The organism is Propionispira arboris (assembly GCF_900109225.1).
Taxonomy (GTDB): domain Bacteria; phylum Bacillota; class Negativicutes; order Selenomonadales; family Selenomonadaceae; genus Propionispira; species Propionispira arboris.
In genome coordinates, this window is record NZ_FNZK01000009.1 from 72,941 (window position 1) to 85,551 (window position 12,611).

Annotated in this window: 14 protein-coding genes; 8 read left to right on the forward strand and 6 right to left on the reverse strand. The window is 39.1% G+C overall.

The features are described from left to right. Positions 1-7 precede the first annotated feature (7 nt). Positions 8-883 (forward strand): EamA family transporter, encoded by an 876-nt coding sequence (locus BMY14_RS10210; protein WP_091831440.1) that lies wholly within the window; start codon positions 8-10, stop codon positions 881-883. 75 nt (positions 884-958) lie between these two features. On the opposite strand, the gene BMY14_RS10215 is transcribed toward BMY14_RS10210, so the two are convergent. Genes BMY14_RS10215 through nikR form a run of 5 tightly spaced genes read right to left on the reverse strand, consistent with a single transcriptional unit; the run spans position 959 to position 4,180 of the window. Next, the gene (locus BMY14_RS10215; RefSeq protein WP_091831442.1) at positions 959-1,723 is read right to left on the reverse strand and encodes an energy-coupling factor ABC transporter ATP-binding protein; all 765 of its coding nucleotides are present in this window, start codon (positions 1,721-1,723) and stop codon (positions 959-961) included. Beyond that, entirely contained in the window at positions 1,701-2,651 is a 951-nt protein-coding gene (gene cbiQ / locus BMY14_RS10220; protein WP_091831444.1) for a cobalt ECF transporter T component CbiQ, read from the reverse strand. The genes BMY14_RS10215 and cbiQ overlap by 23 nt, the downstream gene beginning before the upstream one ends. Beyond that, positions 2,648-2,983: a PDGLE domain-containing protein gene (locus tag BMY14_RS10225; protein ID WP_091831446.1), complete on the reverse strand. Its 336-nt coding sequence runs from the start codon at positions 2,981-2,983 to the stop codon at positions 2,648-2,650. The genes cbiQ and BMY14_RS10225 overlap by 4 nt, the downstream gene beginning before the upstream one ends. Positions 2,984-2,985: 2 nt before the next feature. Continuing rightward, positions 2,986-3,684: a cobalt transporter CbiM gene (gene cbiM, locus BMY14_RS10230; protein WP_091831448.1), complete on the reverse strand. Its 699-nt coding sequence runs from the start codon at positions 3,682-3,684 to the stop codon at positions 2,986-2,988. A 46-nt stretch (positions 3,685-3,730) separates the two neighbouring features. Next, positions 3,731-4,180, reverse strand: a complete 450-nt coding sequence (gene nikR / locus BMY14_RS10235; RefSeq protein ID WP_091831450.1) for a nickel-responsive transcriptional regulator NikR — start codon at positions 4,178-4,180, stop codon at positions 3,731-3,733. A 360-nt stretch (positions 4,181-4,540) separates the two neighbouring features. On the opposite strand from nikR, the gene ahpC reads away from it, so the two are divergent. The 4 genes from ahpC to BMY14_RS10255 all read left to right on the forward strand — a co-directional run bounded on the left by ahpC (position 4,541) and on the right by BMY14_RS10255 (position 9,811). Then, complete coding sequence (gene ahpC, locus BMY14_RS10240; protein WP_091831452.1) at positions 4,541-5,107, forward strand: alkyl hydroperoxide reductase subunit C; 567 nt, start codon at positions 4,541-4,543, stop codon at positions 5,105-5,107. Positions 5,108-5,169: 62 nt separating this feature from the next. After that, the gene (locus BMY14_RS10245; protein ID WP_091831454.1) at positions 5,170-6,849 is read left to right on the forward strand and encodes an FAD-dependent oxidoreductase; all 1,680 of its coding nucleotides are present in this window, start codon (positions 5,170-5,172) and stop codon (positions 6,847-6,849) included. Positions 6,850-7,103: 254 nt separating this feature from the next. Beyond that, the gene (locus tag BMY14_RS10250; RefSeq protein WP_177177547.1) at positions 7,104-8,792 is read left to right on the forward strand and encodes a methyl-accepting chemotaxis protein; all 1,689 of its coding nucleotides are present in this window, start codon (positions 7,104-7,106) and stop codon (positions 8,790-8,792) included. A gap of 35 nt (positions 8,793-8,827) precedes the next feature. Next, positions 8,828-9,811 (forward strand): TRAP transporter substrate-binding protein, encoded by a 984-nt coding sequence (locus BMY14_RS10255; protein WP_177177548.1) that lies wholly within the window; start codon positions 8,828-8,830, stop codon positions 9,809-9,811. A gap of 55 nt (positions 9,812-9,866) precedes the next feature. Here BMY14_RS10255 and BMY14_RS10260 read toward each other — a convergent pair whose 3' ends face one another. Beyond that, positions 9,867-10,502, reverse strand: a complete 636-nt coding sequence (locus BMY14_RS10260) for a Fe-only nitrogenase accessory AnfO family protein (protein WP_091831459.1) — start codon at positions 10,500-10,502, stop codon at positions 9,867-9,869. Between the two features lie 515 nt (positions 10,503-11,017). Here BMY14_RS10260 and nifH point away from each other — a divergent pair. The 3 genes from nifH to BMY14_RS10275 are packed head-to-tail and all read left to right on the forward strand — an operon-like array spanning position 11,018 to position 12,611. Further along, entirely contained in the window at positions 11,018-11,839 is an 822-nt protein-coding gene (gene nifH / locus BMY14_RS10265; protein ID WP_091831461.1) for a nitrogenase iron protein, read from the forward strand. A gap of 35 nt (positions 11,840-11,874) precedes the next feature. After that, the gene (locus BMY14_RS10270) at positions 11,875-12,201 is read left to right on the forward strand and encodes a P-II family nitrogen regulator (protein WP_091831463.1); all 327 of its coding nucleotides are present in this window, start codon (positions 11,875-11,877) and stop codon (positions 12,199-12,201) included. A gap of 17 nt (positions 12,202-12,218) precedes the next feature. Next, the gene (locus BMY14_RS10275) at positions 12,219-12,611 is read left to right on the forward strand and encodes a P-II family nitrogen regulator (protein WP_091831465.1); all 393 of its coding nucleotides are present in this window, start codon (positions 12,219-12,221) and stop codon (positions 12,609-12,611) included.

Genomic DNA, 12,611 nt, shown 5'->3' on the forward strand with positions numbered 1-12,611 from the left:
TATAAATATGAAGATAAAAGACATTTTACTGGCGCTGTTCATTGTGATTGCTTGGGGAGTAAATTTTATTGCCATTAAAGTTGGTTTGCTTGTTTTACCTCCACTGCTTTTAGGGGCGTTGCGTTTTTTATTGGCGGTTGTGCCCATTATTTTTTTCTTGCCACGACCGCCTGTTGCATGGAAATGGCTGCTTACATTAGGACTTTGCATCAATGTGGGGCAGTTTGCTTTTTTATTTTATGGTATGAAGGTTGGAATGCCAGCCGGACTCGCTTCTTTGGTGCTGCAGTCACAGGCATTTTTCACTTTATTTTTTGCAATTGCCTGGTTTCATGAATCCTGGTGTTGGAACCATATTGCAGGGCTGTTGATTGCCGTTGGGGGCATGAGTGTGATTGGGATGAATCAGGATGGAAATATGACAACGGCAGGTTTTGTTTTTACGCTTGCGGCAGCGGCGAGCTGGGGGCTTGGTAATGTTGTGATGCGTCGCACGACACTTAACCTGCCGCCTTTTTCAATGTTGTCACTCGCTGTTTGGGCGAGCGCTGTCGCAATCGTGCCGCTTTTCATTTTATCTTATTGTGTCGAGGGGACTGCTTCTTGGCGAACTGCTTATCAAAATTTTGATTGGGTAACACTTTGTGCAGTTTTATACCTTTCCTACATTGCCACTTTAGGCGGATATGGTCTTTGGGGTAGACTGATGTCGCGATATCCGGCTACGGTGGTTGCCCCTTGGGCATTATTAGTGCCAATTGTCGGTATGAGTAGTGCATCCCTTTTTTTAGGGGAAACTTTTTCTTTTTGGCAGGGGCTGGGCTCTCTTAGTGTGATGGCAGGCCTTTTAGTGCATGTTTTTGGTCAGCGTTGGAAATTATAAAAAATAGCCTATGGCAGTTTAAACTGTACCATAGGCTGTTTTTGTAGATGCAGTTTTATGTATGCTGGGAGGTGTTTAGCAGGGCTGATCTTGAGGATCAACCAGATTCGTTGCAATCAATAAATTACGATTACTGAGGATGTCTTGCGGTAAACCTTCAGCTGTGATTTCATGATCATCACTTAATACAATAACTCGATCCGCTATTTCGGGAACGAAATTAAGCTGATGGGTTGCTAGAATAATCGTTTTTCCCTGCCGATTTAGGTCATTTATCGTATTTAAAATCCAGCGTTGTGATTTTGGGTCGAGCCCGTTTGTTGGTTCGTCAAAGATTAATACATCGGGATTGCTGGCCAAAACAGCGGCAATGGCGACTTTTTTTTTCTCCCCACCACTTAAATGATGGGGAGAATCATGTGCTAGGGAAGCAATATCACAATAGGCGAGCAGATCATAGGCACGTTTTTTGGACTGATGCAGCTCTAAACCCATGGCGATAGGCCCGAACATAATTTCATCTAAAACACTGGAGCAAAAAAGCTGCACATCTGAATTTTGGAAAACAAAACCGACTTTTCGGCGAAAAACAACGGAAAAATTTTTATCTTTCATTGCGTTTTCGCTGATTTTTCGATCAAATGCTGTCAACGTGCCATCCGTTGCGAAAATTAATCCGGCGAGTATTTTTTGCAGAGTTGATTTGCCGCAGCCGTTAGGCCCGAGCAGCATAATTCGTTCGCCGGCGTTGATTTTGAGATTAATCTGATTGAGTGCGGTTTTATTTGATGAATAACGATAAGAAAGATTTTGGAGATTATAGACTAAAGATCCAGACATGGTTAATTCCTCCATAGGCATAACACCCCAAAATAATAATTGCCGCAGCAAACCCAAAATCAATCAAATGTAGCGGCCCCTTTGCTTCTGCATAATAAATGCCAGTATAGCCGCGGGATTCTAGTGCATATTGAATATCTTGACTGTACTCCAGCGTGATTCTTAAAAAGTCAGAAATTGTACCGCCTATCCAAGCAATTTTTGACGATTGTGTTTCCAAACCAACTAAGCGGCTTTTTCGACCTAATACATAGTCCATAAATATAAACAAAAATAGATAGATATAGCGATACGTCATATCTAAAATTGTCACGATGATATTTGATAAACCGTATTTTGCCAAAACTTTTGTTAAGACAGACCAACGGGTTGTTTTTATCAAAAGCATCGCAATACCTAAAGAAGCAGCACTTCGAAGTATTACAAAGAGTGCCGATTTTACACCTTGTCGGGTGATAGTTAGTTCCGCTGGTAAAGTGAAGAAGTGTCCACTAAACGTTAAATTGCTATATATAGTATAAAGCGGATCACCAGGAGTGACCCAATTGATTATGCCTGGTAATACGGCAATTCCAGTAAAAAAGAAAATTGGCAGCCAAATGCGTACGAAGTAATCACCCAACCGAATACGCGATTGTAATGCTGCAAATAAAATAATGCTATTCAGCATTATTAAAAATACTAAATTTTGCGTTAAAGCCGCTAAAAGAATAACCGTTAATAAACCAGTTACTTTCATATGCGGTTCAAGTTTTTGGAGTAATCCATCTTGATTATTTAGAACAGAGCGATTGTCTTCAGACAAGATAGCATGAATTTTTTTTAGTGTTTTTTCTAAATAATTGTGTGGTTTCCATGAGTGGGTGACAGCAGGCAGTCTTATTGTATCATTACTTTGCAGCCACGCAGGCAGATCCAATCTGTTCATTTATTAGAGCAAGACAATGTTGAATTTTTTTTTGCTGCTATTATTTTCATAAGTAATAGAGAGAGTCCATATACCATTGCAGAACCGATTATGGCGGCAATGATATAACCGATGGATTGACCTAGAGAACTTTCGCCGAGAAAGCCGATACTATAGTCAGGGAATATGCCTGCCCAGACATCTTGTACATTTTTCATCCCTTGTGGAATATACCCCAGTGTTTCCGATAAATCGTCACCACCCCATTCACCCCACGCTGTGCCGTCAGCAAGTAACCCAAGTGGTGATACTATAATTAGTGCCGCAATGGCCAGCCAATAACGTTTCATCATAGTTATACAACCCCTTCCTTTTTATTTATTTGTGATTGCAGCATTGTCACAGGTTGCACTGCCATGAATTTTAATGCCGCGGCGGTTACGATTCCCTCAATAAATCCGGCAACGGTGAGGTGTGCGACCATCATTGCAGGTATTGCCACATCTAAACCATAAGGACAATACAGTGGTGTACCATCAGCGGCTGTAAAGAAGAGTGGTTGAATGCCAAATTCTATAGAAGCAACAAAAGCAGCACAGTTAATGGCGATATAGCCGGCAATGGCTCCGGCAGCTAGTTGGCGGGTTGAACCTGGCACGGCATTTTTGCTGATAGATTTGTAAACATAATAGCCGACAAAAGGGGCAATAAAAGCCATATTAAAAGCATTTGCACCAAATGCTAAAATGCCACCATCAGCGAATACAAGAGCTTGAATGGCGAGTGCCACACTCATAGCAATAACCGCAGCCCAGGGGCCGAAGATAATGGCAACGAGCGTAGCACCAATGGCATGCGCAGTTGTACCATTTGGAATCGGCACATTAAACATCATAATTAAAAAACAAAATACAGCACCCATGGAAAGAAGGGGAACTTGTTTTACGTCCAAATCTTTTTTTAGTTTGGCTGAAGCTCTATACCATATAGGAATCATCACAGCTCCTAGAGCCAAACAGGTTGAAGGACTTAAATATCCGTCGGGAATATGCATTTCACTTGGACCTCCATTTTGTTGAATTTTTAGGTGAACGGGTAATCTATTTCAAATGACTATGCTCCGCTACCGATTCTTCATTCATATGGGTTACAGATAATTCGGCATAAAATACACCCTTTTGAACTTGAATTTGCTGGCAAAGTTCATTTAATTTTCGATAAACACCTCGTACGACTAGTACTTCAAGACATTGTGCATGATTTAGATGAACGTGCATTGTGGAAATGATCTCATGATGGAAATGATGCTGCAATTCAATTAAATACGCGGCTAAACCATGAAAAGCATGGTCATAAACAATTACGATGGTACCAGCTACGGCTTGCGTTTGCTGCAGCATTGTTGGTTCAATCAAAGCTTTACGTATCAGATCACGGATCGCTTCAGAGCGATTGTCATAACCTTGTTTGTCGATGATTTTATCGAATTGTTCGACCAGATCCTGGTTCATCGAAACGCCAAAGCGGATCAAGGCATCTTTTTCAGTCATCAGAGCACGTCCTTTTCATTTCGTGTTACTTATATCATATATAGTAACACGAAATGATTTTTTTTTAAAGTATCTATATAAGTTGCATTAAATATTTTATATGACAATCGTCAGGAATGTGGTATAGGGCTCCGTGGCGTTACGTAGGAAGCAACGATGACATCTCCCAAGGCTAAAATTTCTTTAATGCAATTTACTATATGAATAGAAGCGCTTGGAATAAAGAGAATTAAGAATTGTAAAAAAAATAAATGATAATGATAATTAGTATTGATTAAAAACTGTTACTGTGTTATTATAAATTTATAGAAAAAATACATCGTTTTACTATGAATGTAATTTTGAAAGGGGATATAGCATATGAGTAATTTAATAGGAACAGAGTTGACGGATTTCAAGGTACAGGCGTATCAAAAGGGTCAATTTCGTGAAATAAGAAAACAGGATGTTTTAGGCAAGTGGTCGGTTTTCTTTTTCTATCCGGCAGATTTTACTTTTGTATGTCCAACCGAATTAGGCGATGTACAAGATTTTTATAAAGATTTTACAGAACTTAACTGTGAAATTTATTCTGTATCGGAAGACACGCATTTTGTACATAAAGCGTGGGCTGATTCATCCGATACGATTGGGAAAATTGAATATCCAATGATCGGTGATCCGACAGGCGCCTTAGCAAGGTTTTTCGGCGTTTTGGTAGAAGAAGCCGGTCAAGCCTTGAGGGGGACTTTTATTGTCAATCCACAGGGTGTTATAAAGGCTTATGAGGTTCATGATATGGGAATCGGCAGAAATGCTGAAGAATTATTGAGAAAAGTACAAGCAGCTCAATTTGTCGAAGAACATGGTGATCAGGTTTGCCCTGCTAAATGGAAACCAGGTCAAGCAACCTTGATACCGAGTCTTGACTTGGTAGGTAAGTTATAAGAACAACAAAGCTCTATCAGGGTTTACTGATAGAGCTTTGTTTATGAATAGGTGGTGTTAACATGCAAAAAATATATGATTTGATTATTATTGGCGGCGGGTGCGCGGGTTTGTCGGCGGGAATCTATGCTGGCAGAGCAAAACTCAATACATTGCTCATCGAACGAGATCATCCCGGCGGGCAGACCAGTAATACCAATGAAATAGCCAATTATCCAGGAGTTCGGAAGATTACAGGACCTCAATTGATGCAGGAAATGCAATCTCAGATGCAGGATTTTGCTGTGAGTATTGTGCAAAACGACATACAAATGGTTGATTTTTCTGGTGATGTGAAACGTTTGTATACAGCAGATGCTGAATACAACACTCGAGCTGTGATCATTGCAACTGGTGCAACACCAAAAAAAATAGGATTCCCGGGAGAGGTTGAATTTACCGGCAAAGGAATTGGTTATTGTGCAACCTGTGATGGAGAGTTTTTTTCGGGACTTGATATTTTTGTAATTGGTGGCGGTTATGTTGCGGCAGAAGAAGCCGTTTATTTAACACGATATGGGAAAACCGTTACGATTGTGATGCGGGGAAAAGATTTTTCTTGCGCAAAATCCATTGCGGATCGGGCGAAAGAACATCCAAAAATCAAAGTGATGTATAATACCGTGGTGCGGGAAGTTCAAGGAGCGGATTTTCTAGAAAAAGCGGTCTTCTTTAATACAAAAGAAAGAAAAGAAATAGTCTATGAAGCAGCTTTGGCGGATAAAACGTTTGGCTTATTTGTTTTCGCCGGGTATCAGCCGGCAACTTCTATCTTCAAAGATCAGATTATACTTGATACTGCCGGGTATATTCCGACGGATGAATTTATGCAAACCAATGTGCCGGGGGTATATGCAGCCGGCGATTTACGGTCAAAGAGCCTACGCCAGATTGTAACGGCAGTAGCCGATGGCGCCATTGCTGCTACTGCAGCTGAGAAATATATTGCACAGGAAAAAGAACGACTTGGCATTGTTGACGCCGTCAAATCGGTGAATGTTACACCAGCAAAACTTGAGGTACCATTGGCTGTAAAAGGACAAACTTTAGAAGAAAACCCGGCAGAATTTATTCCAGCTGAAATGAAAAAACAACTTACCGGACTTTTTGCTGCATTGGTAAAAGATATCTCAATTGTTTCGATTTATGAAGAAACGGATGTAAAATCAATGGAGATGGTTACCTTTTTAAAAGAAATAAGCGTTTTGAGTGATAAAATAACATTATTGCTTTATCGAAAGAATGAAAATACGAATATGGAAAAACAAATTGGCTTTATGCGGATGCCAATTGCTGCTTTCTTGAATGAAAAAAATGAATATGTTGGTATTAAGTTTTCCGGGATACCAGGTGGACATGAAATGACTTCATTTGTGTTAGCTGTTTATAATTTGGCTGGGCCGGGACAGAAAATAGAGCTCAGCGTACAAGAAAAAATTGAAAAAATAATAAAACCAACGAGACTAGAAGTTTTTGTATCGTTATCCTGTCATTTTTGCCCGGATGTAGTCAGTGCCGGACAGAAGATTGCCTCGATTCAGCCGTTGGTAGAGACGGAAATGATTGACATATCACTCTTTCCAGAACTTAAGCAAAAACTAAAAATCATGAGTGTTCCTGCAATGTCAATTAATGGCGGAAAAATTATTTTCGGTGCTAAAAAAATTGATGAAATTGTTGATCAAATCTTACAGGAGGCATAACGTCGATAAATTTGTTCATAAGAATATGGGCGGAATTGATAACTATTTTTATAGTTATTGATTTCGTCTTTTTTTAGCTTTAAAAGGATATTTTTAAAAGAGGAAATTGTTAGAATACAGCGAATAATAATACTAACCGGTTAACTAAATTGATTACTATTAACCTAATAATATACATAAATGGTTTATTTAAGTATAATCTATGATAGACAGGGCATATGAAAAAATTTTGGGTGTTGAGGTGGAGAAACAAAATGAAACTTACGATTGGTAAACAGATTTCAGCAACTTGTATCATGATTATTGCTATCTTTATGATAATGGATGTGTACATGTATTATCGTTTAACAAATGTTGAGCAGACGTATCAAACTCTCTTAACAGATTCTACAGAGTTTACCAGTGCTGCAAAAGATATTCGCGCACAGCTTTGGATACGCAATACACACATACGAAATTATATATTGACGGGTGATAAAGCCTATTTAAAACAGAGTGATGATGTAAAAAATTTGACGGAAGATAAAGTGAATGAACTGGAATCTTCTATGAATTTTTCTCAAGCGAAAAAAGAAATAGGAATACTAAAATTAGCTCTGACCGAGTATGATAAGACGTTGAATCAGGGAAATGAAGTTCGTGATAAATTAGGTATTGAAGGGACCTTGAAATTTTTGTCGGCTTCTGGGAAACGGGCTGATGGAATGGATAAAGTCATTGATGGTTTTACGAATTTTGTGGGAGCGGAAATTAACGCAAGGATCGATCAAACAAAAGCGGAACAAAAACAGGCAAGTGTAATTTTAGTTGTATGCAATTTATTGACTTTGATTTTTGCTGTTTTGGCATCCATTATTTTAGCACGGAAAATATCACGGCCCGTGGCGATGATGGCAGGTGTTGCCGGAAAAGTTGCCGGTGGTGATTTGCGGTCAGATGATGTTGGTTATCATTCGAATGATGAAATCGGTGATATGGCCAAAGCAATTCAGGAAATGGTTACACGTCTGCGTAGTATGGTCCAGCAAGTTGTGCTTACGGCTAAAGATGTCGCAGCAGCTAGTAATCAATTGAATTTGGTTTCGGATCAATCGGCACAAGCGGCACAGGAAATTGCGGATACGACTACTCAATTAGCCGAAGGTGCAGTGAGACAAACCGCTGAAATGAATCAGGTTGTCAGTGTTGTGGGGGACATGGTAGATAATATTGGCAATGTTGCTGATAATGCAGTGCGTTTGTCACAGCGGGCTACGAAAACAGCGGATGTTGCAGTGCAAGGGAAAAATGCGGTGGCTAAAGTCGGATCTCAAATGCAATTGATTAATGATTCCGTGAACCAGTCGGCGGATGGTGTTAAAAATTTAGGTGAAAGTTCGAAACAAATTGGCGAGATTGTTCAAGTTATTAGTGAAATTTCAAGTCAAACCAATTTATTAGCTTTGAATGCGGCCATTGAAGCGGCAAGAGCCGGTGAGCATGGCCGTGGTTTTGCAGTTGTTGCTGGTGAGGTAAAAAAACTGGCGGATCAGTCTCAAAAAGCAGCGCAGAGTATTACAGAACTTATCAATGATATACAAGTACGTATCCATTCGGTGGTTGAAATGATGGAAAAAGGTAGTGTCGATGTACAAAATGGAACGACTGAAATGATGTCAACCCTAGAGCAATTTAATAACATTGCAGCACTTATACAGGAACTTGATCAGCAAGTTGGCGATATCACCAAGGGAACCGCCAATGCATCCACCTCAGGTACTCGAGTTTTGGATTCCATTGAAATGGTTAAAAAAATGGTTGGAAAAACGGTTTCGGGGACACACTCTATTTCGGCTGCAACCGAGCAGCAGCTGGCATCCATTGAAGAAATTTCATCTTCGAGCAGTTTGCTGGCAAAACAGGCAAAAAAATTGGAATCAATGATGGATCGGTTTAAACTTTAATTTATATAATACAGTTGATGGAGGTTTACGGGAATATGATGAGAAAAACTGTTTTATTGCTGCTGGTTATTTCTTTGCTTGTTCTTATATCTGGCTGTGGCAGTTCAGATAAAGAAAAAAATGCGACGATCATTTTAAAAGCAAATGATGTACATACAGATGATTACCCAACGACACAAAGCACAAAATATATGGGGAAGCTACTGGAAGAGCGGAGTAATGGCCGGATTAAATTGCAAATCTATTCAGATGGGCAACTGGGGGATGGCAAGGTAATTGAAGATGCTATGGCTGAGGGGGTCATTGATATCGATCGGGAAGGTATTGATCGTTATGCAAGTCAGATTCCGACGCTGCAGGCCTTCATTATGCCTTACGTATTTCGTGACTCAGCGCATGTATGGAGAGTGCTTGAGGGGTCTATTGGTGAGCGGGTCAAGAGTGAATTAAAAGATAAAGATAAGGTAGTTTTGGCCTTTTATGATTCAGGTATGCGAAGTTTTTATGCTATGAAACCGATTATGAAACCGGAAGACCTTAATGGAATGCAGCTCAGGGTACTAAGTGGTGATGTGTTTGAAAATATGCTGGGAATATTGCAAGCGCAGAGTGTGCCGCTAGCCTACAATGATATTTATCCAGCATTGCAGGTGGGGAAAATCACTGGCGCTGAAAATAATATACCAAGTTATTTAAGTGCAAAACATTTTGAAATTGCTAAATATTATACCTTGGATGAGCATATGGCAATTCCAGAAATCCTGTTTATCAGTAAACAATCTTGGGATAAGTTAAGTCCGGATGATCAAAAACTGGTAGCAGAGTGCGGTGCGGAAGCTGGTCAATATGAACGGAAATTATGGGATGATTTCACAAAGAAGGGGATGGATGAATTACAAAAACAGGGTGTACAGTTTATTAAACCGGATAAAGCGGCTTTTACAAATGCCATGCAGCCGTTATACGCAAAATACCCGAATTTAGTGCCGATTATCAAAGAAATTCAAGCCGTACAGTAACACAAAAACCTCTCAGCTATTGGTGAGAGGTTTTTGTGTTACTGTACGTATTCATTTATACTTTATTTTTTTGCAGACATATTTTGTGTGAAACTGTTACCAGACAAGTATCTCGGTTCTTTTTTGTCGTAATATCATATTGTGATTTAAATTCTTTTGTATCAAGCCATGGCGGCAGGTGGGAACATATAAAATCCAGTTTGATAAAGGGTGTGTTTTTCAAAAATGGCTGTAAGGCTCTTTTGGATGAGATATCGGGATGTGTAGTTTGGAGCTGGATTAAATCTAAAAAATAAATACCATCTACGGTTTTTACAGGACCTAATGCAGTGTCTGACTGTTCGCTGTTTTCGTGTTCAGAGCGATAAACATCAGCGACTATTTCATCGAAGTCCTGCGGTGTAAAGTTCGTCATTTCGAAAATATGAAATCCCATTCGGTCAAAGATATGAAAAGGGAGACCATTAATCGAAGGACTGAGAATGATTTTACAGTCTTCTAATTTTGTGATTAAATTGCGAATCTGATTACGAAGATCTTCTAAATTACTTTTAAAATTGAATTGTACAGGAATTTCTTTGCGTAACTGCCATGTATCATCTTGCTTTTGATAGAGCAAAATAATCGTTGTTTCGCTCAGTGCAGCAAAATCCTTGGTCGTGTTTGTTGTTATAGCAATTTTGTCCAACATGAGTTTACATTCCTTTCATTAATCAATGATTTATTTATAAAATATAGGCTACACTGTATAAAAAGTCAAGCGGAAAGATTGTATACAAAATATTTATAAAAACTTGAAAATTTCTTCGACGAATAAAATAAAGTAAATATATAGAATGTATTAATATTTAAAGTAAAAAGAGAACACTTCTTCTTTAGTAAGCTATGAATACAAATGACAGAAAATTTAAAAAAGAGAGGATTATTTTTACATAAAATGGAATTGACAAAGATATTTTTATAATCTATAGTTATCACATCGAAGGGAAATTGCCCTGAGATTTATAAACAGGAAATAAAAAATTTATGTTGATGCAATGAGTAAACTTATATAGTTTTGGTTTTGCGGACAGAGACGTCTTGATTATAGCAATCGCTATGATCAAGGCGTTTTTTTATTCTCTTTGTTGTAAAGTACAAATAAGGAAAAATCCTTTTTGTCTTTATATAAATAAATTAAGTGATAACGAGATGGAGGGTTTTATTATGAGACAGGTAGCTATTTATGGCAAGGGTGGAATTGGTAAATCTACAACGACACAAAATTTGAATGCTGGTTTAGCCGCAATGGGGAAAAAAATAATGATTGTTGGTTGTGACCCGAAAGCTGATTCAACTCGCTTAATTTTGGGAGGTCTGGCGCAGCAGACAGTTCTTGATACACTTCGTGAAGAAGGCGATGACGTTGAACTCGATCTGGTTTTAAAAGCAGGTTTTAGTGGCATTCGCTGTGTTGAATCAGGTGGTCCGGAACCAGGTGTTGGTTGTGCTGGTCGTGGTATTATTACCTCGATTAATTTATTGGAACGTCTTGGTGCTTATGAAGAAGATTTAGATTATGTATTTTATGATGTTTTAGGTGATGTTGTTTGCGGCGGGTTTGCGATGCCGATCCGCGAAGGCAAAGCGAAAGAAATTTATATAGTTGCTTCTGGTGAAATGATGGCATTGTATGCAGCCAATAATATAGCCAAAGGGATTACAAAATATGCAAATACCGGCGGCGTACGGTTGGGCGGTATTATTTGCAACAGTCGTAAAGTTGATGGTGAAGCCGAACTAGTTGAAGCATTTGCCAAAGAACTTGGGTCACAAATGATTCATTTTGTACCGCGTGACAATATGGTACAAAGAGCAGAAATCCATAAACAAACAGTAATTGAATTTGATCCTGAATCTACGCAGGCTGGTGAATACAGATCGTTGGCAAATAAAATTGATGGTAATGAAATGTTTGTTATACCAAAACCACTATCGCAAGAACGCCTGGAGTCTTTATTAATGGAACATGGCTTGATGGATATTTAAAAATTTATAGTTGAGATAAGAAGGGAGATATGATTATGATTATGATAAGGGCGGTTGTCAGACCCGAAAAATCAGGAATTGTTTTATCAGAATTATTGGATGCTGGTTACGTTGGTGTAACGAAAGAAGAAGTTTATGGTCGTGGTCGCCAAAAAGGAATTATTGTTGGTGAAGTTCATTATGATGAACTGCCAAAAGAACTTTTGATTATTATTGCCGAAGATGCCGATAAAGAAGACATCATAAAAATTATTATGAGAAATGCGAAAACCGGTGAGAATGGGAACTTCGGTGATGGCAGAATTTTCATCACACCAGTTGATGAAGCGTACACGATTAGTTCTGGAAAAGCCGGGCTATAAGAGAGGATGGGTGGAAAATGAAAGAAATTATGGCTTTTATACGCTTGAATATGGTAAACCCAACCAAGCATGCACTGGCAAAAGTCGGTTACCCGTCCTTTACTTGCTCGAAAGCGGTAGGCCGAGGTAAAAGACCGCTGGCTGCAGAGGCAATTCAGGTTATTATGGAAAATGCAGGTTCGGTTCCCGCCGATGAAATAGGGGAACATTTATCAGAAGGCATACGTTTGGTGCCGCGTCGTTCTTTTTCTTTGATTGTGGATGATGAGCAAGTGGCTTTGGCTGTGAAAACTATTATTCAAGTAAATCAAACAGGAACACCAGGAGATGGCAGGTTATTTGTGATGCCGGTTGCGGAAGGCTATAATATTAGAACTGGTGAACGCCAGGTAAAAGAACTTGACCGATAG

Bases quoted from the DNA above. Each gene is read 5' to 3' on its own strand.
- BMY14_RS10210 (WP_091831440.1), top strand. From the start codon at position 8: ATGAAGATAAAAGACATTTTACTGGCGCTGTTCATTGTGATTGCTTGG.
- BMY14_RS10215 (WP_091831442.1), bottom strand. From the start codon at position 1,723: ATGTCTGGATCTTTAGTCTATAATCTCCAAAATCTTTCTTATCGTTAT.
- cbiQ (WP_091831444.1), bottom strand. From the start codon at position 2,651: ATGAACAGATTGGATCTGCCTGCGTGGCTGCAAAGTAATGATACAATA.
- BMY14_RS10225 (WP_091831446.1), bottom strand. From the start codon at position 2,983: ATGATGAAACGTTATTGGCTGGCCATTGCGGCACTAATTATAGTATCA.
- cbiM (WP_091831448.1), bottom strand. From the start codon at position 3,684: ATGCATATTCCCGACGGATATTTAAGTCCTTCAACCTGTTTGGCTCTA.
- nikR (WP_091831450.1), bottom strand. From the start codon at position 4,180: ATGACTGAAAAAGATGCCTTGATCCGCTTTGGCGTTTCGATGAACCAG.
- ahpC (WP_091831452.1), top strand. From the start codon at position 4,541: ATGAGTAATTTAATAGGAACAGAGTTGACGGATTTCAAGGTACAGGCG.
- BMY14_RS10245 (WP_091831454.1), top strand. From the start codon at position 5,170: ATGCAAAAAATATATGATTTGATTATTATTGGCGGCGGGTGCGCGGGT.
- BMY14_RS10250 (WP_177177547.1), top strand. From the start codon at position 7,104: ATGAAACTTACGATTGGTAAACAGATTTCAGCAACTTGTATCATGATT.
- BMY14_RS10255 (WP_177177548.1), top strand. From the start codon at position 8,828: ATGATGAGAAAAACTGTTTTATTGCTGCTGGTTATTTCTTTGCTTGTT.
- BMY14_RS10260 (WP_091831459.1), bottom strand. From the start codon at position 10,502: ATGTTGGACAAAATTGCTATAACAACAAACACGACCAAGGATTTTGCT.
- nifH (WP_091831461.1), top strand. From the start codon at position 11,018: ATGAGACAGGTAGCTATTTATGGCAAGGGTGGAATTGGTAAATCTACA.
- BMY14_RS10270 (WP_091831463.1), top strand. From the start codon at position 11,875: ATGATTATGATAAGGGCGGTTGTCAGACCCGAAAAATCAGGAATTGTT.
- BMY14_RS10275 (WP_091831465.1), top strand. From the start codon at position 12,219: ATGAAAGAAATTATGGCTTTTATACGCTTGAATATGGTAAACCCAACC.